At 71.8% G+C, this 20,790-nt stretch carries 20 protein-coding genes and 1 pseudogene; 18 read left to right on the top strand and 3 right to left on the bottom strand.

The annotated features are described in order from the left end of the window. Positions 1 to 3: 3 nt before the first annotated feature. Positions 4 to 1,068, bottom strand: a complete 1,065-nt coding sequence (locus I6G21_RS00100) for an NAD-dependent epimerase/dehydratase family protein (RefSeq protein ID WP_058730903.1) — start codon at positions 1,066 to 1,068, stop codon at positions 4 to 6. A gap of 247 nt (positions 1,069 to 1,315) precedes the next feature. On the opposite strand from I6G21_RS00100, the gene I6G21_RS00095 reads away from it, so the two are divergent. The 13 genes from I6G21_RS00095 (at position 1,316) to I6G21_RS00035 (ending at position 14,145) form a co-directional block, all read left to right on the top strand. Beyond that, positions 1,316 to 3,241 carry a glycosyltransferase gene (locus tag I6G21_RS00095; RefSeq protein WP_058730904.1) on the top strand — a complete coding sequence of 642 codons (1,926 nt, stop codon included), beginning with the start codon at positions 1,316 to 1,318 and terminating at the stop codon, positions 3,239 to 3,241. Further along, a complete protein-coding gene (locus I6G21_RS00090) occupies positions 3,238 to 5,157 on the top strand; it encodes a nucleoside-diphosphate sugar epimerase/dehydratase (protein ID WP_129357443.1) in 1,920 nt (639 codons plus the stop codon). The genes I6G21_RS00095 and I6G21_RS00090 overlap by 4 nt, the downstream gene beginning before the upstream one ends. A gap of 5 nt (positions 5,158 to 5,162) precedes the next feature. After that, positions 5,163 to 6,188 (top strand): MraY family glycosyltransferase, encoded by a 1,026-nt coding sequence (locus tag I6G21_RS00085; RefSeq protein ID WP_058730928.1) that lies wholly within the window; start codon positions 5,163 to 5,165, stop codon positions 6,186 to 6,188. After that, positions 6,185 to 6,661 (top strand): hypothetical protein, encoded by a 477-nt coding sequence (locus tag I6G21_RS00080; RefSeq protein ID WP_129357444.1) that lies wholly within the window; start codon positions 6,185 to 6,187, stop codon positions 6,659 to 6,661. Before I6G21_RS00085 ends, I6G21_RS00080 begins: the two co-directional genes overlap by 4 nt. Further along, positions 6,658 to 6,957, top strand: coding sequence for an AtpZ/AtpI family protein (locus I6G21_RS00075; RefSeq protein WP_129357445.1), 300 nt, complete (start codon positions 6,658 to 6,660; stop codon positions 6,955 to 6,957). The genes I6G21_RS00080 and I6G21_RS00075 overlap by 4 nt, the downstream gene beginning before the upstream one ends. A 139-nt stretch (positions 6,958 to 7,096) precedes the next feature. Continuing rightward, positions 7,097 to 7,831 carry a F0F1 ATP synthase subunit A gene (atpB, locus tag I6G21_RS00070; protein WP_165590083.1) on the top strand — a complete coding sequence of 245 codons (735 nt, stop codon included), beginning with the start codon at positions 7,097 to 7,099 and terminating at the stop codon, positions 7,829 to 7,831. 133 nt (positions 7,832 to 7,964) lie between these two features. Continuing rightward, on the top strand, positions 7,965 to 8,168 hold the full coding sequence (gene atpE, locus I6G21_RS00065) for an ATP synthase F0 subunit C (protein WP_058730908.1): 204 nt from the start codon (positions 7,965 to 7,967) through the stop codon (positions 8,166 to 8,168). 51 nt (positions 8,169 to 8,219) lie between these two features. Further along, complete coding sequence (locus tag I6G21_RS00060) at positions 8,220 to 8,771, top strand: F0F1 ATP synthase subunit B (protein WP_058730909.1); 552 nt, start codon at positions 8,220 to 8,222, stop codon at positions 8,769 to 8,771. Next, entirely contained in the window at positions 8,771 to 9,589 is an 819-nt protein-coding gene (locus I6G21_RS00055; RefSeq protein ID WP_129357446.1) for a F0F1 ATP synthase subunit delta, read from the top strand. Before I6G21_RS00060 ends, I6G21_RS00055 begins: the two co-directional genes overlap by 1 nt. A 137-nt stretch (positions 9,590 to 9,726) precedes the next feature. Beyond that, positions 9,727 to 11,361 (top strand): F0F1 ATP synthase subunit alpha, encoded by a 1,635-nt coding sequence (gene atpA, locus I6G21_RS00050; RefSeq protein ID WP_058730911.1) that lies wholly within the window; start codon positions 9,727 to 9,729, stop codon positions 11,359 to 11,361. A gap of 61 nt (positions 11,362 to 11,422) precedes the next feature. After that, positions 11,423 to 12,349, top strand: coding sequence for a F0F1 ATP synthase subunit gamma (locus tag I6G21_RS00045; protein ID WP_058730912.1), 927 nt, complete (start codon positions 11,423 to 11,425; stop codon positions 12,347 to 12,349). 45 nt (positions 12,350 to 12,394) lie between these two features. After that, on the top strand, positions 12,395 to 13,858 hold the full coding sequence (atpD, locus tag I6G21_RS00040) for a F0F1 ATP synthase subunit beta (RefSeq protein ID WP_058730913.1): 1,464 nt from the start codon (positions 12,395 to 12,397) through the stop codon (positions 13,856 to 13,858). A gap of 2 nt (positions 13,859 to 13,860) precedes the next feature. Continuing rightward, positions 13,861 to 14,145 (top strand): F0F1 ATP synthase subunit epsilon, encoded by a 285-nt coding sequence (locus I6G21_RS00035; RefSeq protein WP_129357447.1) that lies wholly within the window; start codon positions 13,861 to 13,863, stop codon positions 14,143 to 14,145. 177 nt (positions 14,146 to 14,322) lie between these two features. Here the strand turns inward: I6G21_RS00035 and nucS are convergent, their stop codons facing one another. Further along, the gene (nucS, locus tag I6G21_RS00030) at positions 14,323 to 15,018 is read right to left on the bottom strand and encodes an endonuclease NucS (protein WP_061225011.1); all 696 of its coding nucleotides are present in this window, start codon (positions 15,016 to 15,018) and stop codon (positions 14,323 to 14,325) included. A 54-nt stretch (positions 15,019 to 15,072) separates the two neighbouring features. Here nucS and I6G21_RS00025 point away from each other — a divergent pair, with 54 nt between their 5' ends. Then, a complete protein-coding gene (locus I6G21_RS00025; RefSeq protein WP_129357448.1) occupies positions 15,073 to 15,405 on the top strand; it encodes an ATP/GTP-binding protein in 333 nt (110 codons plus the stop codon). Between the two features lie 15 nt (positions 15,406 to 15,420). Here the strand turns inward: I6G21_RS00025 and I6G21_RS00020 are convergent, their stop codons facing one another. Beyond that, entirely contained in the window at positions 15,421 to 16,770 is a 1,350-nt protein-coding gene (locus I6G21_RS00020; protein ID WP_232238452.1) for an AI-2E family transporter, read from the bottom strand. A gap of 229 nt (positions 16,771 to 16,999) precedes the next feature. Between I6G21_RS00020 and I6G21_RS10540 the strand changes: the two genes are divergently transcribed. From I6G21_RS10540 to I6G21_RS00005, 4 genes and pseudogenes are all read left to right on the top strand, one after another. Continuing rightward, the gene (locus I6G21_RS10540; RefSeq protein WP_129357449.1) at positions 17,000 to 17,971 is read left to right on the top strand and encodes a co-chaperone YbbN; all 972 of its coding nucleotides are present in this window, start codon (positions 17,000 to 17,002) and stop codon (positions 17,969 to 17,971) included. 15 nt (positions 17,972 to 17,986) lie between these two features. Continuing rightward, positions 17,987 to 18,820, top strand: a pseudogene (locus I6G21_RS10535) (ABC transporter ATP-binding protein). After that, positions 18,802 to 20,388: a hypothetical protein gene (locus I6G21_RS00010; RefSeq protein WP_100463028.1), complete on the top strand. Its 1,587-nt coding sequence runs from the start codon at positions 18,802 to 18,804 to the stop codon at positions 20,386 to 20,388. The pseudogene I6G21_RS10535 and the gene I6G21_RS00010 overlap by 19 nt, the downstream one beginning before the upstream one ends. 46 nt (positions 20,389 to 20,434) lie before the next feature. Beyond that, positions 20,435 to 20,761, top strand: a complete 327-nt coding sequence (locus I6G21_RS00005) for a DUF3039 domain-containing protein (RefSeq protein ID WP_081046080.1) — start codon at positions 20,435 to 20,437, stop codon at positions 20,759 to 20,761. The last annotated feature ends 29 nt before the right edge of the window (positions 20,762 to 20,790 follow it).

The following is a 20,790-nucleotide window of genomic DNA, read 5'->3' as shown; positions in this document are numbered from 1 at the left end:
GCCTCACCGGCCGCGTCGGCTGACGCCCGCGGCCTGGTGGGCCTGGCGCAGCACGGACCCCACGTGCCGCTCGGGCAGCAGACCGTGCCGTTCGGCCCAGGTGTCGTCCTGGTCCTGGCCGAACCAGGCCAGCTCGACGCGGCGCACCGCCGCGCGCAGGCGGTCCCCGGACAGCCCCGAGGCTGCGTAACCGGCGCGCACCAGCAGCCGGGCCAGGGGAGCGGGGATGCGATGCGGTTCGCGCCGTCCGGCGTCCCGGATCACCGAGGCGGTGGTGGCACCCTCCCACGGCTGCAGCAGGATCTCCGGCAGCGGCTCCTCCCGCAGTCCCGCGGCCACGATGAACTCGGCCAGCGCCTGCACCGAGGTGACCGGGGTGTGCTGGGTGCCGGAGCCCGCCACCGAGGCCAGGAAGGACCCGGCGAAGCGGGCCAGCGCCGTCGTGGTGTCCCGCCCGGATCCCTGTACGGAGGTGGCGCGGATGATGCACAGCTGCGCGGCGTGGTCCCCGGCCACCTGGGCCGGACGCGAGCTCGGGGCGGCCGGGTAGTCCGAGCCGGCCGAGCCCGGAGCGGCCCCCACCTTGGCGGTGGCCGTGATGAACTCGCGCAGCCGCAGCAGGCAGTCCTCTCCCAGGGCCTTGGAGAAGGAGTAGGCGGAGAAGGGTGAGGTGTCGGGGGAGGCGTCCAGGCGCGGCCGGGCGCCCTGCACCGCGGCCGAGCTCAGGTGCAGCACCCGAGTGACCCCGGTGCGCTGAGCGGCCACGGCGACGACGGCAGGCAGCAAGGCGTTCGCCCCGACCAAGGGCGGCAGCTCCTGCTGTCCCGGCGCCGCCAAGCCGGCGGCGTTGACCACGACCTCGGCGCCGGCGAAGGAATCCGCGAGGTAGTCGATCACCGACTCCAGGCGACGGGCTTCGGCGATGACCTGCCCGGCCCCGGTGGCCGAGGTCGCCAGGCGGGGTGCTGCGACCGGGGCGGCCCCGATGCCCAGCTGCTGCAGTCGGGTCATGGTGGCCGATCCGACGAAGCCCGTGGCCCCCAGGACGCGCCAGGTGCTCTGGTTCATGTGGTCTCGCTCTCCTCATATGCGGGCCTCGACCCGGGGGGCTGCCGGGTGAGGTCACGCTAAACTGGTGATCTGCAGCGGGGGTCCGCGCTGTGCCGGCGGCTCAGCCGGCGCGGCCGGAACGCCCTGTGACCACCTTACTGACGTACACGCCTCTTCGGGCGCCCTTGGTCCGGGGTTCGCGCGCCGGCCCAGCAGGGGCAGTCCGAGCCCGCGCACGGGCGGGCCGAGGGGAGAGGAATCCGACGTGCCAGCTGCCGCGCAAGAGCATCCCGCGCGACCCCGCCCCGAGGGCCAGGAGCCCCGGGTGGTGGCGGTGGTGGTCACCTACGACCGCCCCGATCTGCTGCGCCTGACGCTGGCGGGCATCGACGGGGCGCGGATGAGGCCGGCGGCCGTCGTGGTGGTGGACAACGCCTCCGGTCCGCAGACCGCCCGCGTGCTGGCCGAGCACCGGGGGAGCGTCCCCCTGGACGTGGTGCGCCTGGAGCGGAACCTCGGCGGAGCGGGAGGCTTCGCCGCGGGCATCGATCGGGCCCTGCACCGGCACGACGCCGAGCTGGTGTGGGTCATGGACGATGACACCGAGCCCCAGCCGGACACGCTGGCCGAGCTGGTGCGCACCTGGCGGGACTACGCCGAGGACCCGACCCGCCGCCCGGCCTTCGTGGCCAGCCGCGTGGTCTGGACGGATGGGCGCGAGCACCCGATGAACTCCATGCGGGAGCGGATCCTGCCCGGCGCGGCCCGGCGCCGCCGGGCCGCGCGGGTGGGGGCGCGCACGATCCGCTCGGGCTCCTTCGTCTCCCTGCTCATGGACGCGACGCCGATGCGCCGCACCGGGCTGCCCCTGGCCGAGTACTTCATCTGGAACGACGACTTCGAGTACTCCACGCGCCTGGCCCGCTTCCGCGACGCGGTGCAGGCCCCCGCCTCCGTGGCCGTGCACCGGACCAAGACCTTCGGGACCACGGATGCGGATCCGGGCCCGCGGTTCTACTTCGACGTGCGCAACAAGCTGTGGGTGTTCACCCGCAGCGCCTCGCTGGCGCCGTGGGAGAAGGTCCTGTACTTCGGGGCGACGCTGCGGCTGTGGCTGCGCACCTTCCGCGGGGCCTCGGATCGGCGCGTCGTGGCGGGGCGCCTGCTGCGGGGCGTGCGCGACGCGCTGCGGGCCCCGCGCCCGACCGACGAGGTCCTGCGCGGCTGCTACGACCTGCGCCGACACGCGGTGCCCGGCGAACGTGAACCCGAGGTTGACCCACAAGCTCAGGTGGAGGATGAGGTTTTCTCGGTGCTGATGCCGGTCTACCGCGGAGACACCGCGGAGGGTCTGCGCCGGGCCCTGGAGTCCAACCTCTTCGAGCAGCGCCTGCGCCCCTCCCAGCTGGTCCTGGCCGAGGACGGCGCGCTGCCCGAGGACCTGCATGCGGTCATCCGCGAGGTCACGGCCCGGGCGCGGGAGGCGGGGATCGACGTCGTCGTCCTGCAGCGGACCGAGCACCGCGGTCTGCCGAGCACGCTCAACGAGGGGCTGTCAGCGTGCACCCATCGGGTGGTCGCCCGGGCCGATGCCGATGACGTCTCGCTGCCCGAGCGCTTCGCCCGTCAGGTGCCGCCGGTGGTCGAGGGGCGGTACACGGTGCTCGGGGCCGGCCTGCGCGAGGCCGATGCGAGCCTGACCCGGATCGAGGCCGAGCGGCGCATGGAGACCGATCCCCGGCGGATCCGGCGCGCGGCGCGGCTGCGCAACCCCCTCGCGCACCCGACCGTGGTCTTCGACGCCGAGGCGGTGCGCGAGGTCGGCGGCTACGAGGAGGTCCCGGGGGCCGAGGACTACGCCCTGTGGATGCGTCTGCTGGCCCGCGGAGACCGGCTGGGCAACCTGCCCGAGCCGCTCGTGGTCTACCGCGCCGGGGCCGCGGCCTGGGATCGCCGCGGGGGAATGGGGGCGCTGCGCCGGGAGCTGCTGCTGCAGCGGCATCTGCGCGAGGCCGGGCACATCGGCCCGGCGACCGCGCTGCGCAACGTCGTCGTGCGCGGCGGGTACCGTGTCATTCCGAGGGCATGGCGCATCCGCGCCTTCCGCGCCCTCATCGGCTCCGGTCGCACGCGGCGCGGACTGCGCGGCGGTCAGGGGCCGGCCACCGAGGGAAGGGAGCAGCCGGCATGACCGGGACGGGAACGTCATCGGAGGCGACGGTCGCCTACGAGCGGCCCCGGGCGTGGCTGTGGACGCAGATGCTCCTGGACTCCGCCGCGTGGATCGTGGCGGTGCTGCTGGGGCTGTTCCTGCGCTACGAGATGGATTACGGTCTCGTGCACGTGCCCGGTCTGATCGCCGTGGTGGTGCTCGCGGTGGTCGCGCAGATGATCGCCGGCGCCCTGTTCGGCCTGTATCGGGGGCGCTACAGCTTCGGCAGCTTCGACGAGGCCAAGGCCCTCATCCTGGTCACCCTCGTGGTCACGATCGTGGTGCAGGCCTTCCTGCTGATCCTCGGGGTGTGGCTGCACATGCCCCGCTCCATCGGCCTGATCGCCTTCCCCTTCGCCTGGCTGTTCATGGCGGCGGTGCGCTACCTCAAGCGCATGTACGTCGAATCCAAGTCCAAGCCCAGCGAGCACGCTCCGCACGCCGTCGTGTACGGGGCCGGCTTCCTCGGCAACACCCTGGTCACCCAGATGCTGCAGGACAAGGACTCCCCGTACCTGCCGGTCGCGATCATCGACGACGACCCGGCCAAGAAGCACCTGCGCATCAGCTCCGTGCCGGTGGCCGGGAACCTCACCGATCTGCCGGCGGTGCTGCGCCGGGAGCGGGCCCAGGTGCTCATCATCGCGATGGCCGACCCGGACCCCGAGCTGATGCACCGGATCCGCGAGGAGCTCGGTGATGCCCAGGTGCGCATCCTCACCGCCCCGCCGCTGAAGGACATGTTCGGCGCCTCCGCGCGGCGGGCGCTGGATCTGCGCGACATCCGCCTGGAGGACATCGTCGGGCACCGACCCGTGGACATCAACGTGGAGGGCATCGCCCGCTACCTCACGGACAAGCGCGTGCTGGTCACCGGCGCGGGCGGGTCGATCGGCTCGGAGCTGTGTCGGCAGATCACCCACTTCGCCCCGCGGGAGCTGATCATGCTCGACCGCGACGAGTCCAACGTGCAGGCCACCCAGATCTCCATCACCGGCCGGGGCCTGCTGGACGGGCCGGACACGGTGCTGGCCGACATCCGCGACGAGGAGGCGCTGCGCCGGATCTTCCGCCAGCGCCGCCCCCAGGTGGTCTTCCACGCCGCGGCCCTGAAGCACGTCTCGCTGCTGGAGCAGTACCCGGACGAGGCGTGGAAGACCAACGTCCTGGGCTCGCGCAACGTCCTGCAGGCCGCCGCGGAGGTGGGCGTGGAGGTCTTCGTGAACGTCTCCACGGACAAGGCGGCCAACCCCACCACGGTGCTGGGCCACTCCAAGCGGATGGCCGAGAAGATGACCGCCTGGATGTCCCGGCACGCCGACGGACGCTACACCTCGGTGCGCTTCGGCAACGTCTTCGGCTCCCGCGGGTCCATGCTCCCGCTGTTCACCGAGCAGATCCGCCGCGGGGGCCCGGTGACCGTCACGGACCGGGAGGCCACCCGCTACTTCATGACCATCCCGGAGGCCTGCCAGCTGGTCATCCAGGCCGGGGCGATCGGTCAGCCCGGGGAGGTGCTGATCCTGGACATGGGCCAGCCGGTGCGCATCTACGACATCGCCCGGCACCTGATCGAGATGAGCGGGCGCCACGATGTGAGCATCGAGATCACCGGCCTGCGTCCGGGGGAGAAGCTGCATGAGGAGCTGATCGGGGACGGGGAGCGCGGCGTGCACCGCGGCCACCCGCAGATCTCCCACACGGACTCCCCGCAGCTGGACCCGCGGCGCCTGGATCGCCACGAGTGGAAGCTGCGCGGCAACATGCCCGTGACCCAGGAGCTGCCCGTGCTGGATCCGCCCGCCCCGCGCACCGAGGTCGACGACGCCGCCTCCGGGCCGGACACGGAGCCTCCGGGCCCGGGGGCTCCGGCCGCGGACGCGCCGCGGCGGTGATCCCGATGCAGCCATCGCTGATCCTGCTGCCCGGCGGCCTCGGGCTGGTGCTGGGGGCCGTGCTGCCCCTGGCCGTCCTGCCGCTGCTGCGCCGCCTGGGCGTGCTGGACATGCCGGGGGAGCGCTCCTCCCACGCGGTGCCGACCCTGCGCGGGATGGGTCTTGCCACCGCCGCGGCCGCCCTGCTGGGGGCGCTGGCCGGCCTGGTCCTGGGCCTGGTGCCGGTGGACCGCTCGGTGATGCTCGTGGTGCTGACCGGGATGGTCGCGTGCGGAGTGCTGGGCTGGCGGGAGGACTCCGCCGGGGTCTCGGTGCGGGTCCGGGCGGCCGCCCAGCTGCTGATCGGCCTGGCGGTCACGCTGGGCCTGACCCTCGTGCTGGGCACCGGCTACTGGTGGATCCCGGTGGGGGTGCTCGCGGTGGCCGGCTACATCAACGTCGCGAACTTCATGGATGGGATCAACGGGATCTCCGGTCTGCACGGGCTGACCGCGGGGGTCTTCTACGCCTACGCCGGGTGGGTCACGGACCACCCCTGGCTGGTGGTCGCGGCCAGCGCGATCGCCGGGGCCTACCTGGCCTTCCTGCCCTGGAACCTCTGGGGCTCGCGGGTCTTCCTGGGGGACACCGGCTCCTACTTCCTCGGCGGCTCCCTGGCCTGCTGCGCCGTCGGGGCCTTCCTGTCTGGGGTCTACGTGGAGTACCTGCTGGGCCCGCTGCTGGTCTATCTCGCCGACACCGGCACCACGCTGCTGCGGCGGATCCGCCGCGGGGAGCCGTGGTATCGCCCCCACCGGCAGCACGTCTACCAGCGGCTGACGGATCTGGGGCTGTCCCACCTGGGCTCGGCGGCGGTTGTGACCGCCGCGACCGCGGCCGTGTCCGCGCTGAGCATCTGGTCCCTGGATCTGAGCCGGCCCGCGGCCGCCGCAACCGGAGCGGGGGCCGTGGCCATCCTGGGGCTGTACCTGAGCCTGCCGACGCTGCTGACCAGGCTGCGCCCGGCGCGCGCCCGCGGGGAATCCGCGTGAGGGCGCCGATCTGGCACCGCACACCCCGCCAGAGCCGCACCCCGCTGGCCGACGCCGCCCTGGCGGCCCTGGGCGACGTCGCCGCGGGCAGCCTGGTCCTGGCCGCGGCGGGGCTGCTGCTCGGCGGCAGCGAGGCCGCGGTCTCCGCCCTCGCGGGCGGGGGAATCGTGCTGCTGGCCGTCGCCGCGAGCTGGGCGCTGGTGCGGCTGGTGGGCGAGCAGCGCAGTCGGGCCGCGGCCGCCCTGCTGATCGCCTACCCCGTCAAGGTCCTGCTGGCCGGGGCGCTGCTGCTGGTCGTCCCGTGGCCGCAGGAGGGATCCCGCGGCTGGTTCCTGGCCGGTGCGGTGCTCGGGGTGGTGCTGATGCTGGCGGCCGAGGTGATTGCTGTGCGGCGGCTGCGGATCCCGTACTTCGCACCGGCGGGCACCCCTCGGGGATATCGTGGTGATCCGGAACGGGAGGGTCGAGCATGAGGAACGCATCGCAGTCGGAGCCGCAGGAGCCGCCGCTGGTGCCGCGCAGCTCGGAGGATCTGCGCAGCGCCGGGGACCTGGTGCGCCAGGGCGGGATCGCCGGGGCCTTCATGACGCTGATCTACCTGGTGATCGGCACCGGGTTCTGGAGTTTGGTAGGCTGGGGAGCGGACCACCTGCTGGGCACGCGTTGGATCGTGTGGCTCGGCGTCGGCGTGGGAGCCTGCGCCGGCATCTACCTGGTCTACCTGCACATGCGGCCCACGGACGACGACGCCCCCGGGCGCCAGCCGTGACCGCAGTGGTGAACATCAATCAAGTGTCGAGGTCCTCGCCGTCGCGTGCCCTGACACCACGCCGTACCTGCTGAAAGGATCCGCAGTGCTGGATACCGGGCTCGTTCTCGCGGCCTTCGAACCGCCCACGGTCGAGGACATGCATCTCGCCCCGTTCTTCCACGTCGGCAGCTTCGACTTCGGCAAGCAGACCCTGCTGGTGCTCCTCTCGGTCGTCGTCGTCGCCGCGTTCTTCCTGGCCGCGGCCCGCAAGCACGCGATGGTCCCGGGGCGGATGCAGTTCGTGGGGGAGGCCGGCTATGGCTTCGTGCGCAACTCCCTCGGCCGGGACCTGATCGGGGCCCACCAGTTCAAGCCCTTCGTGCCGGTGCTGTTCACCTCCTTCTTCTTCATCCTGGTGAACAACCTCTGGGGCTCGATCCCCTTCATCCAGCTGCCGGCCTTCTCCCACATCGGCGCGGCCTACGCGATGGCCGGCTTCGCCTACATCTTCTGGGTGGCCGTGGGCATCAGGAACAAGGGCCTGGGCGGGTTCTTCAAGTCCATGACCATGCCCTCCGGCGTGCCGTGGCCCTTCTACATCATCCTGATCCCGCTGGAGTTCCTCTCCAACCTGATCATCCGGCCGATGACCCACTCCCTGCGTCTGTTCGCAACGATGTTCGCCGGGCACCTGGCGCTGATGATCGCCGCGTACATGCTGGGCTTCCTGCTCACCGAGGGCGGGGTCGGCGGCTGGCTGACGGCCCCCTTCGCGGCGGTGTTCGGGCTGTTCCTGTACTTCCTGGAGCTGATGATCCAGGTGATCCAGGCCTACGTCTTCACCCTGCTGTTCGCCGTGTACATCCAGGGCTCCGTGGCCGAGGCCCACTAAGACTTCCGGCGCTTCGCGCGCCGGTCTGCGGGAATCCGCCGGAGCGGATCCGGTCTTCCCGCCCCTACGTACCCGCCGCTTGCGGCACCAGCGCCCGGCACCCGTTCCCGGGCACGATGAAAGGAAACATCCCATGGTAGGTTCGCTCAGCGTCATCGGCTTCGGTCTGGCAGCGATCGGCGGCGGCATCGGCGTCGGCCTGATCTTCGCCGCGTACATGACCTCCGTGGCTCGCCAGCCGGAGTCCCAGCGCGTGCTGCAGCCCATGCTGTTCCTCGGCTTCGCCGTGGTCGAGGCCCTGGCCATCCTGGGCTTCGTTCTGGCCCTGATCAAGTAGCCCTCCGGCTGCGCTTCAGAGCCGAACCGTCTAAGAACAGGAGACACCCACATGTCTGATCTCATGGCCGCGGAGGAGGGCAACAACATCCTCCTCCCGGACGTCTGGGAGATCGTCGTCGCGCTGCTCGGGTTCTTCATCCTGCTGTACATCGTCTGGAAGTACATCGTCCCGGCCTTCGAGAAGATCTACCAGGACCGCACCGAGGCCATCGAGGGCGGTCTGAAGAAGGCCGAGAAGGCCCAGGCCGAGGCGGCCGCCGCCCGCGAGGAGTACAGCCAGCAGCTGGAGTCCGCGCGCCTGGAGGCCCAGAAGATCCGCGAGGACGCCCGCGAGGAGGGCGAGAAGATCCTCGCCGAGTTCAAGGAGCGCGCCAACGCCGAGGCCGCGCGCATCACCGAGAGCGCGCAGCGGACCATCGAGGCCGAGCGCTCGGCCGCCATGGTCTCCCTGCGCACCGAGGTCGGCAGCCTGGCCACGGATCTTGCGGGCAAGATCGTCGGGGAGTCCCTCGAGGACGACGCCCGCTCCAACCGGGTGGTCGACCGCTTCCTGGCTGATCTGGAGGCCTCTCAGCAGCGCAACGCGGGAGTGAGCCGCTGATGGCCGGCGCATCGGGGCAGTCCCTGCGGGATCTGGTCGAGGCCTTCGACCAGCGCTGGGCCGCGGATGCCAGCACCACGACGGCGGAGGAGCTGTTCTCCGTGGTCGGCGTCCTGGACGCCGACGGAGCCCTGCGCCGGGGTATGACGGATCCCTCGCGTCAGCCCGAGCAGCGCCGCGGCATCGCCGCGACCGTCCTGGAGGGCAGGGTCTACCCGGTGGTGCGCGAGCTGGTGGCCTACGCCGCCCGGCTGCGCTGGAGCGCCGAACGCGATCTCGCCGATGCGCTCGAGCACCTAGGGGCCGTCGCCGCGGCCGCCGTGGCCGCGCGCCGCGGTGGTCAGGAGGCCGTCACCGAGGTCGTCGAGGATCTGCTGCGCTTCGTCGCCGTCGTGCAGGAGGATCCGCGGATCCAGTCCGCGCTGACGGATGCCCGCGCGGGCGAGGAGGCTCGACGCCGCCTGGCCGAGCGGATCTGCCCGGTGCGCTCGGAGGAGGCGCGGCTGCTGATCGACCAGGCCGCGGCTCACCCGCGCGGGCAGGCCCCGGACGCGGTGGCCCAGCGCTTCGCCGATGCCCTCGTGCATCTGATGCGCCGCTCCATCGCCAAGGTCACCGTTAGCCACCCCCTGGATGAGTCGCGGCGCCAGCGCCTGGCCCGGGCCCTGTCTCGGGTCTACGGCCGGGAGCTGACCCTCGACGTCGTCGTGGACCCGCAGATCCTGGGCGGACTCAAGGTCCAGGTCGGGGACGAGGTCATCGACGGGTCGATGACGGCTCGGCTGGCGGACCTGGATCGCACCGTGACCGCGTCCTGACGCATCGACCACCTTCCGACACGGGAGGCCCGCGGACCCGCCGCTGAGGCGGGCCGCACCGGCCCCCACCCGACAGACCACACGGATCCTCCGCCGCGGCGGATCGATCCACGACTACAGGAGAGCAGGGACACGAGATGGCGGATCTGACCATCAATGCCGATGATGTCCGCAGCGCGCTGAACGAATTCGCGGCGTCCTACGAGCCCGGTGAGACCGACCGGGTCGAGGTCGGGCGCGTGACCAGCGCGGGCGACGGCATCGCCCGAGTGGAGGGGCTTCCCTCCGTCATGGCCAACGAGCTGCTGCGCTTCGAGGACGGCACCCTCGGCCTGGCGCAGAACCTGGACACCCGCGACATCGGCGCGATCGTGCTGGGCGACTTCACCGGCGTCGAGGAGGGCCAGGAGGTGCACCGCACCGGGGAAGTCCTCTCCGTGCCGGTCGGCGACGCCTTCCTCGGCCGCGTGGTGGACCCCCTGGGCCACCCGATCGACGACCTCGGGCCCATCGAGTCCGAGGGCCGCCGCGCCCTGGAGCTGCAGGCCCCGGGCGTGACCCAGCGCAAGTCGGTGCATGAGCCGCTGCAGACCGGGCTGAAGGCCATCGACGCGATGATCCCGATCGGGCGCGGCCAGCGCCAGCTGATCATCGGCGACCGCCAGACCGGCAAGACCGCCATCGGGATCGACACGATCCTGAACCAGAAGGAGAACTGGGAGACCGGGGACCCGGAGAAGCAGGTGCGCTGCATCTACGTGGCCGTGGGTCAGAAGGCCTCCACGATCGCCTCGGTGCGCCAGACCCTGGAGGACAACGGCGCCCTGGAGTACACCACGATCGTGGCCTCCCCGGCCTCCGACGCCGCGGGCTTCAAGTACCTGGCCCCCTACGCCGGGTCCGCGATCGGGCAGCACTGGATGTACGGCGGCAAGCACGTCCTGATCATCTTCGACGACCTGTCCAAGCAGGCCGAGGCCTACCGCGCCGTGTCCCTGCTGCTGCGCCGTCCGCCGGGACGCGAGGCGTACCCGGGCGATGTGTTCTACCTGCACTCCCGCCTGCTGGAGCGCTGCGCCAAGCTCTCCGACGAGCTCGGCGCGGGCTCGATGACCGGCCTGCCGATCATCGAGACCAAGGCCAACGACGTCTCCGCGTTCATCCCGACCAACGTCATCTCCATCACCGACGGGCAGATCTTCCTGCAGTCGGACCTGTTCAACGCCAACCAGCGTCCCGCCGTGGACGTGGGCGTGTCCGTGTCCCGCGTGGGCGGTGCGGCGCAGATCAAGGCGATGAAGAAGGTCTCCGGAACGCTGAAGCTGGACCTGGCCCAGTACCGGTCCATGCAGGCCTTCGCGATGTTCGCCTCGGACCTGGATGAGGCCTCCCGCCGCCAGCTGACCCGGGGCGCCCGCCTGACGGAGCTGCTGCGCCAGCCGCAGTACACCCCGTACAACGTCGAGGACCAGGTCGCCGCCATCTGGGCTGGCACCAACGGCCACCTGGATGACCTGGAGGTCTCCGACGTCCTGGAGTTCGAGCAGCGGTTCCTGGAGCACCTGCGTCGGAACACCTCCGTGCTCACCGACATCGCCTCCAGCGGCAAGCTCGAGGACGCCACGGTGGAGGCGCTGAAGTCCGCGGTGGCCGAGGTCAAGCGCGACTTCGCAGCCGAGGGCCCCCACGGGGGCGGGATCCAGCCCGGCCACGAGGAGCACGCCCCGGTGGAGCGCTCCGAGGTGGACCAGGAAGAGATCGTCAAGCGATGAGACCTGACGCGGAGCGGGCCGCTGGACGGCCCGCCCCGCCTCGGGGCTGAAAGGAAGCTCTATGGGAGCCCAGATCAGGGTCTACCGCCAGAAGATCTCCTCGACGTCGTCGATGAAGAAGATCTTCAAGGCGATGGAGATGATCGCGACTTCGCGGATCAACCGCGCCCGCACCCGCTCGGACAAGGCCGGCCCCTACGCCGACGCCCTGACCCGCGCGGTCGCCGCGGTGGCCTCGCAGACCTCGATCAGCCACCCGCTGATCAACGACGACAAGCCCTCGCGCCGCTCGGCCGTGGTCATCATGACCAGCGACCGCGGCCTGGCCGGGTCCTACTCCGTCAACGTGCTGAAGAAGGCGGAGGGCCTGATCGAGCGGCTGCGTCGGGATGGGCGCGAGGTGGAGCTGTACCTCGTGGGTCGCAAGGCCAAGCAGTACTTCGACTTCCGCGAGCGGCCCTACGAGAAGGTGTGGTCGGGCAACACCGACAACCCGGACGTGGAGACCGCCGTGCAGATCCGCGACGCGCTCCTGGAGCGCTTCGACGCCGACTCGGCCGAGGGCGGGGTGGACGACCTGCACATCGTCTACACCGAGTTCGAGTCCATGGTCTCCCAGCAGGCCCGCATCCTGCGGCTGCTTCCGCTGAAGGTCGTCGACGCCCAGGAGCTGGGCGAGGAGATCCTGCCCGGCGCCGACGCCGCCGACGCGGACTTCTCCCAGACCCCCAGCTTCGACTTCGAGCCCAGCGCCCAGGAGGTCCTGGACGCCCTGTTGCCCCGCTACATCGCCACCCGGATCTTCTCCTGCCTCCTGGAGGCCGCCGCCTCCGAGCTGGCCTCGCGCCAGCGGGCCATGAAGTCCGCCGGGGACAACGCCGACGAGCTGGTCAAGAAGTACACGCGCCTGATGAACAACGCCCGCCAGGCGGAGATCACCCAGGAGCTGTCCGAGATCGTCGCCGGCGCGGATTCCCTCGCGTCCTAACCACCGTTTTTTCGTCCCAGCACGTTCCAAGAGGTAAGTGATCACATGACTGCCACCATCACCGAGTCGGTCAGCGGATCGACCCAGGGCGGCGTCGGTCGCGTCGCCCGAGTCATCGGGCCCGTCGTCGACGTCGAGTTCCCCGCCAACCAGATCCCGGACATCTACAACGCCCTGACCGCCGAGCTGACCATCGGCGGGAAGACCCGCACGGTGACCTTCGAGGTCGCCTTGCACCTGGGCGACAACCTCGTCCGGGCCATCTCCCTGCAGCAGACCGACGGCCTGGTCCGCGGCACCCCGGTCCAGGACACCGGGGCCGCGATCTCCGTGCCCGTGGGCGATGCGGTCAAGGGCCACATCTTCAACGTCCTGGGCGACGCCCTGGATGTGGACAACGACGAGATCAAGGCCGAGGACCACTGGCCGATCCACCGCAAGGCCCCCAACTTCGCCCAGCTCGAGGGCTCCACCCAGATGCTGGAGACCGGCATCAAGGTCCTGGACCTGCTGACCCCGTACATCTCCGGCGGCAAGATCGGCCTGTTCGGCGGCGCGGGCGTGGGCAAGACCGTGCTCATCCAGGAGATGATCACCCGCGTGGCCCGCAACTTCGGCGGCACCTCGGTGTTCGCCGGCGTCGGGGAGCGCACCCGCGAGGGCAACGACCTCTGGGTCGAGATGGCCGAGGCGGGGGTGCTCAAGGACACCGCCCTGGTGTTCGGCCAGATGGACGAGCCCCCGGGAACCCGTCTGCGCGTGGCCCTGACCGGTCTGACCATGGCGGAGTACTTCCGCGATGTGCAGAACCAGGACGTGCTGCTGTTCATCGACAACATCTTCCGGTTCACCCAGGCCGGCTCCGAGGTCTCCACCCTGCTGGGCCGGATGCCCTCCGCGGTGGGCTACCAGCCGAACCTGGCCGATGAGATGGGTCTGCTGCAGGAGCGCATCACCTCCACCCGCGGGCACTCCATCACCTCGATGCAGGCGATCTACGTGCCGGCGGATGACTACACCGACCCGGCCCCGGCCACGACCTTCGCGCACCTGGACGCCACCACCGAGCTGTCCCGTGACATCGCCTCGCGCGGTCTGTACCCGGCCGTGGATCCGCTGTCCTCGACCTCGCGCATCCTGGACCCGCAGTACATCGGCCAGGAGCACTACGACACCGCGGTGCGCGTGAAGTCGATCCTGCAGGAGAACAAGGACCTGCAGGACATCATCGCGATCCTCGGCGTGGACGAGCTGTCCGAGGAGCAGAAGGTCACGGTCTCCCGGGCCCGGCGCATCGAGCAGTTCCTGTCCCAGAACACCTACACCGCCAAGCAGTTCACCGGCGTGGAGGGCTCGACCGTGTCCATCAAGGACACCATCGAGGGTTTCACCGCGATCTGCGACGGCGACCTGGACCACGTGCCGGAGCAGGCCTTCTACAACGTCGGCGGCCTGGACGACGTCGAGAAGAAGTGGGCCGAGCTCAAGGCCGAGGGCGGGAGCAAGTAGCCATGGCAGTGCTCAACGTCGAGGTCGTCACCCGCGAGACCGTCGTGTGGCGCGGGGATGCGAAGTACGTGCGGGCCCGCACCGCCGATGGCCAGCTGGGCATCCTGCCCGGGCACGTGGCCACGATGGCGCTGCTGGCCGAGGACGGCGAGCTGGTCATCGACCCGGTCGACGGGCAGCGGCACACCTCCCGGCTGCAGGAGGGCTTCCTGACGGTCGCGCAGAACCGCGTGGTCATCGCCGCGAAGTCCTCCTCCGACGCCGAGAAGGAGCGCTCCGCGGCCTGAGCCCGGGCCACCGCCCCGGTTCCGACCCTGCTCAGAGGGCCCGGCGCCACCCCCGGAAGGGGGGTGGCGCCGGGCCCTCATGCGTGCCGCGGGGAGGGGTGAAGCGCTTCGAGGATGGGCCGGCCGGGACAGCGCGGACGAGGTCGGGCGGCCGGTGTGGTGCGCGGACAGGCCGGGTCAGAACAGCCGGGATTCGGCGTCGTCCACCCCGCGCAGGGCGTCGTAGTCCAGGGTCACGCAGCCGATGCCGCGGTCCTCGGCCAGGGTGCGTGCCTGCGGTTTGATCAGCTGGGCGGCGTAGATCCCGCGCACCGGGGCCAGCAGGGGATCGCGGTTGAGCAGCTCGAGGTAGCGGCTCAGCTGCTCGACGCCGTCGATGTCCCCGCGCCGCTTGAGCTCCACGGCCACGGTGTGCCCGGCGCCGTCCCGGGCGAGGATGTCCACGGGCCCGATCGCCGTGGGGTATTCCCGGCGGATCAGCGCGTAGCCGGGGCCCAAGACGTCGATCTGCTCGGCCAGCAGCCGCTGCAGGTCCGCCTCCACGCCGTCTTTGACCAGGCCGGGATCCACCCCGAGCTCGTGGGAGGACTCGTGCTCCTTGGCGTAGATCCGGATGATGAGGCGATCATCGGACTTGGCGGCCTGGACCGTCCAGACCTCCGCGGCATCGTCGTCGAACTCGTGCTCGTCGGCGTGCTGCACGTGCACCGCGGCCGGCGGGGACATCCAGTTCAGGGGTTTGTAGGAGCCGCCGTCGGAGTGGATGAGCACCGAGCCGTCGGCCTTGACCATGATCAGGCGCCGGGCCAGCGGCAGGTGGGCTCTGAGTCGGCCGATGTAGTCCACGGAGCATTCAGCAATGACGAGTCGCACGGTCTCCCACTGTACAAGCGCGCGGGGCTTCGGGGATGTGCCACCATGGAGGCCATGTCCCGCTCGCGTTCCTCCCGCCCCCGTCGCCAGCTGGGCCACGGCAAGGCCGGACCCAGCAAGTGGCAGCGCAGCGCCCCGGGCGGCGGGGACATCTCCCGGGTCCTGGAGCCGGCCCCGCGGGTGGAGCGGGATCGGTTCGGCTCCTGGGCGGTGCGCGTCATCCCGGCGGTCAATGCGCGCAAGACCTACACCTGCCCGGGCTGCACCCGACCCATCGCGCCGGGCACGGCGCACTGCGTGGTGTGGCGCACGGACCACCTGTTCGGCGACGAGCGGGGCATCGAGGAGCGCCGGCACTGGCACCTGCGCTGCTGGGAGACCCGCTGAGGCGGTCGTCGGCGGCTACCGGGCGTCCTGGCGCGGGACGAAGACCTCCCGGACCAGCAGCAGGCCCGAGGCGGCCACGGGGATCGCGATGATCGCCCCGAGCACTCCCCACAGGGCCCCGCCCCCGGCGACGGCGATCACCGCGACCGCCGCGGGCACGGCCACGGCCCGCTTCATGATGCGCGGGGAGATGAAGTACGCCTCCACCTGCAGGTAGGCGAAGTAGCAGATGGCGTAGACCAGGGCCGTCTGCCAGCCCTGCATCAGCGCGATGACGCTCATCAGGATCCCGGCGCTCACCCCGCCGACCAGGGGCACGAAGGCCAGCAGCAGGACCACGAAGGCGTTGAGCATCGGGAAGGGCAGGCCCAGGATCAGCATGAGCACCAGGGCGAAGCTCGCGTTGAGGATCGCCACGCAGGCCTGCCCCAGCACGTAGTTGCCCACCGAGGTGGTGATCCGCTCGGTCAGCTCGCCCACCCGCTCGCGTTTGGAAGCCGGGGCCAGGCGCACGAACCACGCCTTGATCACCGGCAGGGAGGCGAGGAAGTACAGGGCCAGGAAGAGCACGACCAGCGTCCCGGTGATCACCTGGGCGATCGTGGAGCCGGCGTTGACCAGGCTGTTGAGGAAGCCGCCGATGATGTTGCGGTCGTTGAGCACGGAGTCCACGATGTGCTCCGCCTCGGCCTCCACGCGCCCGCGCACCCCCCACTGCCGGTCCACGGTGGTCACGAAGTCCGAGTCCAGGAAGCGCTGGAAGCTCTGCGGGAAGGACTGGACGAAGGAGACCGCCTGCCCGGCGATCGCGGGGATGATGACGGTGGCCAGCAGGGCCACCAGCCCCGCCAGCACGACGAGGACCCCGGCGACCCCGACGCCGCGGGGCAGGCCCCGCTTCTCCAGGGCCCGCACGGCCGGATCCAGGCCCAGGGCGATGAACATGGCCCCGGTGATCCAGCCGCCTAACGCCCCGACGTTGACCGCGACGTACCAGCACAGCAGGGCGATCCCGACGCCCACGGTGGCCATGAATCCGGCGTACACGGGGCGGGCGAACAAGCCGGGCTCGGAAGGCTCCGGGGTCGATCCCGCGGTGGCCCAAGGAGCGGCGCCGGGGTCGGCCGCGGGCCGGTCGCGGGCCGCGGCGGCACCCAGGACCCCCTCGTCCAGGTGGGCCGCGGAGTCGGTGCGGGCCTGGGCTTCCGGTCGGGGATCCTCCGGGATGTCGAAGCGCGGGCGGGGCTTGGCCCCGGGGATGGCGGGGAACTCGGCGTGCCCGGGGTCCTGGAAGCGGTGGGCCAGGCGGAGCCGGTCCAGGATGCGGCGCAGGCGCGGGGACTCGGGACGCGGGGTACCGGGCACGGATCGTCTCCTCTTCGGACGGCACGGCGGTGATCCTTCGAGACTACCCGCGCCGAACCCGGCCGATTGCGCGATCCGAGAACGGACGGGGCCGGGAGACGGGCGGCCCGACGCCGGTGTGGGCATACTGGAGGCGGCAACGCCGATCACCGGATCCCGATCGGGGCGCGCCGTGGCCGTTCGAGCGCGGTGCCCCGCGGGACACCCCCGCTGCAGAGAGGACACCTCGATGACCACCATCCCCGAGCCGCACCCCGCGGCCTCCGGCCCCGGGACACCGGCCGCTGCCGAGGAACCGCAGGTCCCGGCCTCGGCCCGCCGCGCCCCGGACCTGGCCCAGCGGACCCAGGACGGCGCCGCCGCCCCCGAGCAGGGGCAGGGCCAGCCGAGCTACCGCGCGGAGATCACCACGGGCGAGCAGTTCCAGCAGTACGCCCAGCTGTCCGGGCAGGGCCCCGTGATCTTCGCCCTGTACCGCGGCTCGGACGCCGCGGCGGTGCGCAACGTGGAGCAGCTGGAGCAGCTCATCGACTCCGCGCAGGGACGGCTGCTGCTGGCCGCCGCGGACATCGAGCAGTCCCCGGAGATCGCCCAGGCGCTGCAGGCGGCCACCTCCCTGACCGCGATCGCGATGCTCGGCGGACGCCCGGCGCCGCTGTTCGACCAGCCCGTCTCCCCGGAGCAGATGCAGTCCGTGCTGGGCCAGGTCCTGCAGCTGGCCCAGCAGGCGCAGCTGACCGGCTCCTTCGAACCGGTGGGCACCAAGGGCGCCCCGGCCGAGAAGCCGCTGCCGCCGCTGCACCAGAAGGCCCAGGATGCCCTGGCCGAACAGGACTACGACGGCGCCCGGGCCGCCTACGAGCAGGCGCTGAGCGAGCAGCCGGGGGATCGGGAGGCCAAGCTCGGCCTGGCCCGGGTGGGGCTGCTGGCCCGTGTGGCCGTCGCCGATGCCCAGGCCGTGCGTCAGCGGGCCGCCGAAGCTCCGCAGGAGGTGGACGCGCAGCTGGCCGTGGCGGACCTGGACGTGGCCGGCGGGCACGTCGAGGATGCCTTCGCCCGGCTGCTGAAGCTGTTCACCGCCGCGTCCCCCGAGGAGAAGTCCCGCGTGCGCGAGCGGATGCTGGAGCTGTTCGACGTCGTCGGAGCGGAGGACCCGCGCGTGGTCTCCGCCCGGGCCGCCCTGATGCGGGCGCTGTTCTAGAGGAGGTCCCGACCGATGAACCCCGAGCCCCCCATCCCCGGACCCGAGGTTCCAGGGCCCGCCGCCGGCATCCCCGACCCCGCCGCTGCGGCGTCGGCCCCGGCCCTGTCCCTGCGGGGCCTGCGCAAGGTCTACGACGGCGTCGAGGTGGTGCACGGCGTGGATCTGCAGATCCCGGCCGGATCCATGTACGGCCTCGTCGGACGCAACGGCGCCGGGAAGACCACGACCCTGTCCATGGCCACCGGCCTGCTGCGCCCGGACGGCGGCACCGCCCTGGTGCGCGGCACCGACGTGTGGGCCGAGCCCCTGCGGGCCAAGGCCACCCTGGGGGTGCTGCCCGACGGGGTGCACCTGTTCGACCGGCTCAGCGGTCGCCAGCTGATCTCCTACGCGGGGCTGCTGCACGGCCTGGACCGGGACCTGGTGGCCGAGCGGGCCCAGGAGCTGCTGGTGGCCCTGGACCTGCACGACGCCGCCGATCGCACCGTCGCGGACTACTCCGCGGGGATGCGCAAGTAGGTCGCGCTGGCCTCGGCGCTGGTGCACGCCCCCTCGGTGCTGGTCCTGGATGAGCCCTTCGAGGCCGTGGACCCGGTCTCGGCGGCCAACATCCGGGACATCCTCACCGGCTTCGTCCGGCGCGGCGGCACCGTGGTGATCTCCAGCCACGTGATGGACCTGGTGCAGCGACTATGCGACCACGTCGCGATCATGGGCGAGGGGCGGATCCTGGCGGCCGGAACCGTGGATCAGGTGCGCGGGGAGCGCTCCCAGGAGGAGACCTTCGTGGAGCTGGTCGGCGGGCGCGCGCAGACGGAGGGGATCTCATGGTTGGGCGGCTCCTGAGCCTGAAGGGGGCCCTGTTCCGCGCCTCCTTCCGCCGCAGCGGCTGGGTCGTGGCCGGAACCGTGGTCTCCCTCGTGATCGCCGGGTGCGCGGTGCTCGCCGCGGCCGCGGGGTTCCTGGCCCTGCGGGAGGCGGGTCCGCTGGTCGCCGCGCAGATCGCCGCGTGCCTGGGTGCCCTGCTGGGCCTGGTCTGGGTCCTGGTGCCGGTGGTGGTGGCCAGCGAGGACCAGACCCTGGACCCCGAGTTGCTCAGCCCCTATCCGCTGCGGCTGCGCGACATCGTGCTGGCGCAGGTGGCCTCGAGCCTCGTGGGGGTGCTGGGTCCGCTGAGCCTGCTGGGCATGCTCACCCCGGTGCTGTCCGCCCACGGGCCCGGGCAGGCGCTGCTGTCCCTGGTGGCCGGGGTCCTCGGCTTCGTCTGCTTCGTGGTGTGGGCGCGCATCGCGGCGGCCTGCGGGCGCCGACTGCGCCGGCGTCGGGGGCTGACCACGGTGCTGTCCGCCCTGGGCTACGTGCTGCTGATGTTCTCCGGTCTGCTGTTCGGTCTGCTGAGCCTGATCCTGCTGCGGCCGAGTGCCCGGCAGGCCGCGGCCGGCATCGCCGGCTGGATCCCCTGGTCCGCGGGGTACCTCGCCGTCGCCGACGCCGCGGGCACCCCGACGCTGCTCCCGGTGCGCCTGGGCCTGCCGGTGCTGGGCATCGGGATCGGCCTGTGGCTGCTGAGCGCGCTGCTGCGCGGGGAGCTGCTCACCGTGAGTGCGGGCTCGTCGGGTCGTGCGCAGCGGGGGCGCACCCGCCGGGCGGACGACGCCGCGCCGGGCACGGGCCTGGCCCTTGCCCGCGGCCCGGTGAGCGCGGTGGCCGTGCGCACGGGCCTGGATCTGCTGCGCGATCCCCGCATGTCCTTCAGCCTCCTGGGGGTGCTGGGCATCGCGGTGCTGTTCACCGGGCTGTCCGCGCTGCAGGACGGCGCCCAGGCCCTGATGGCCGGACCCTTCGCTGGGCTCACGGCCTGCACGATCGCCTGCTATCTGACCGCCTACGACAACTCCGCGTTCAGTCTGCACCTGCTCGCCCCGCTGACCGGGCGCCAGGATCGCTGGGGCCGGGCCCTGGGGGTTCTCGGGGTGTACCTGCCGGCGACGCTGGTGGTCTCCGCGGCGTGCACCGTGCTGGCGGGCTTCCCCGAGCAGGTGCCGGCCAACCTCGGGGTCAGCCTCGGGTTCTGCCTGATCGGCACCGGCGTCGGGGCGGTGGCCTCGGCGCTGTGGGCCGCTCCGGTGCCGCCGCCGGGGGCTTCCCCGTTCAAGCGGGCCGGCGGCGGGGCCGGCTCCGGGGCCAAGATGGGGATGCTCCTGGCGGCCCTGGTCTGCCTCGCGCTGAACCTGCCCGCGATCATCCTGTACCTGGTCAGCCTGGTCCCGGGGCTGGGATGGCTGGGCTGGGTGGCCCTGGCGGTCGGGATCGGACTGGGCCTGGCGGTGCTCGGCCTGGGGGTGCGCCTGGGGGCGCGCCGCTACGACGCCCGGGCCCCGGAGCTGCTGGCGCAGGTCTCCGTGTTCCGCTGACCGGGCGGCTGCCGTCGAGCGAGGCGGGGCGCGTAGAATGCTGGGCATGATCAGCACCAGCACCCTGCGCACCGCCCCGGAGATCCTGGACACCGCCGAGCCCCTGGAGGGCACCCGCACCGGCGGGGCCGCGACCATCGAGCGGGAGGAGCAGCGCCAGCTCATCGAGCCCGGGGACCACGAGCGCTTCGCCCACTACGTGCGCAAGGAGAAGATCATGGAGTCGGCGATGACCGGCGAACCCGTGATCGCCCTGTGCGGTAAGGTGTGGACGCCGGGCCGGGACCCGCAGCGCTTCCCCGTGTGCCCGCTGTGCAAGGAGATCTACGAGTCCATGCGCGGCGGCAAGGATGATGACGGCGGCCAGGACTGACCCGCACTCTTTGACCTTCCTTCCGCGCA

The sequence above is a fragment of the Rothia kristinae genome, from assembly GCF_016028855.1.
GTDB lineage: Bacteria > Actinomycetota > Actinomycetes > Actinomycetales > Micrococcaceae > Rothia > Rothia kristinae.
The sequence above is the reverse complement of the archived record's forward strand: the minus strand, read 5'-3'. Positions and strand labels throughout refer to the sequence as shown.

What these genes read in the sequence shown, in the direction of transcription:
- I6G21_RS00085 (WP_058730928.1), top strand. Translation starts at nt 5,163, where the DNA reads ATGCAGCCATCGCTGATCCTGCTGCCCGGCGGCCTCGGGCTGGTGCTG.
- I6G21_RS00005 (WP_081046080.1), top strand. Translation starts at nt 20,435, where the DNA reads ATGATCAGCACCAGCACCCTGCGCACCGCCCCGGAGATCCTGGACACC.
- I6G21_RS10540 (WP_129357449.1), top strand. Translation starts at nt 17,000, where the DNA reads ATGACCACCATCCCCGAGCCGCACCCCGCGGCCTCCGGCCCCGGGACA.
- I6G21_RS00035 (WP_129357447.1), top strand. Translation starts at nt 13,861, where the DNA reads ATGGCAGTGCTCAACGTCGAGGTCGTCACCCGCGAGACCGTCGTGTGG.
- I6G21_RS00010 (WP_100463028.1), top strand. Translation starts at nt 18,802, where the DNA reads ATGGTTGGGCGGCTCCTGAGCCTGAAGGGGGCCCTGTTCCGCGCCTCC.
- I6G21_RS00100 (WP_058730903.1), bottom strand. Translation starts at nt 1,068, where the DNA reads ATGAACCAGAGCACCTGGCGCGTCCTGGGGGCCACGGGCTTCGTCGGA.
- I6G21_RS00045 (WP_058730912.1), top strand. Translation starts at nt 11,423, where the DNA reads ATGGGAGCCCAGATCAGGGTCTACCGCCAGAAGATCTCCTCGACGTCG.
- atpB (WP_165590083.1), top strand. Translation starts at nt 7,097, where the DNA reads ATGCATCTCGCCCCGTTCTTCCACGTCGGCAGCTTCGACTTCGGCAAG.
- atpE (WP_058730908.1), top strand. Translation starts at nt 7,965, where the DNA reads ATGGTAGGTTCGCTCAGCGTCATCGGCTTCGGTCTGGCAGCGATCGGC.
- atpD (WP_058730913.1), top strand. Translation starts at nt 12,395, where the DNA reads ATGACTGCCACCATCACCGAGTCGGTCAGCGGATCGACCCAGGGCGGC.
- I6G21_RS00075 (WP_129357445.1), top strand. Translation starts at nt 6,658, where the DNA reads ATGAGGAACGCATCGCAGTCGGAGCCGCAGGAGCCGCCGCTGGTGCCG.
- I6G21_RS00060 (WP_058730909.1), top strand. Translation starts at nt 8,220, where the DNA reads ATGTCTGATCTCATGGCCGCGGAGGAGGGCAACAACATCCTCCTCCCG.
- I6G21_RS00055 (WP_129357446.1), top strand. Translation starts at nt 8,771, where the DNA reads ATGGCCGGCGCATCGGGGCAGTCCCTGCGGGATCTGGTCGAGGCCTTC.
- I6G21_RS00090 (WP_129357443.1), top strand. Translation starts at nt 3,238, where the DNA reads ATGACCGGGACGGGAACGTCATCGGAGGCGACGGTCGCCTACGAGCGG.
- atpA (WP_058730911.1), top strand. Translation starts at nt 9,727, where the DNA reads ATGGCGGATCTGACCATCAATGCCGATGATGTCCGCAGCGCGCTGAAC.
- I6G21_RS00025 (WP_129357448.1), top strand. Translation starts at nt 15,073, where the DNA reads ATGTCCCGCTCGCGTTCCTCCCGCCCCCGTCGCCAGCTGGGCCACGGC.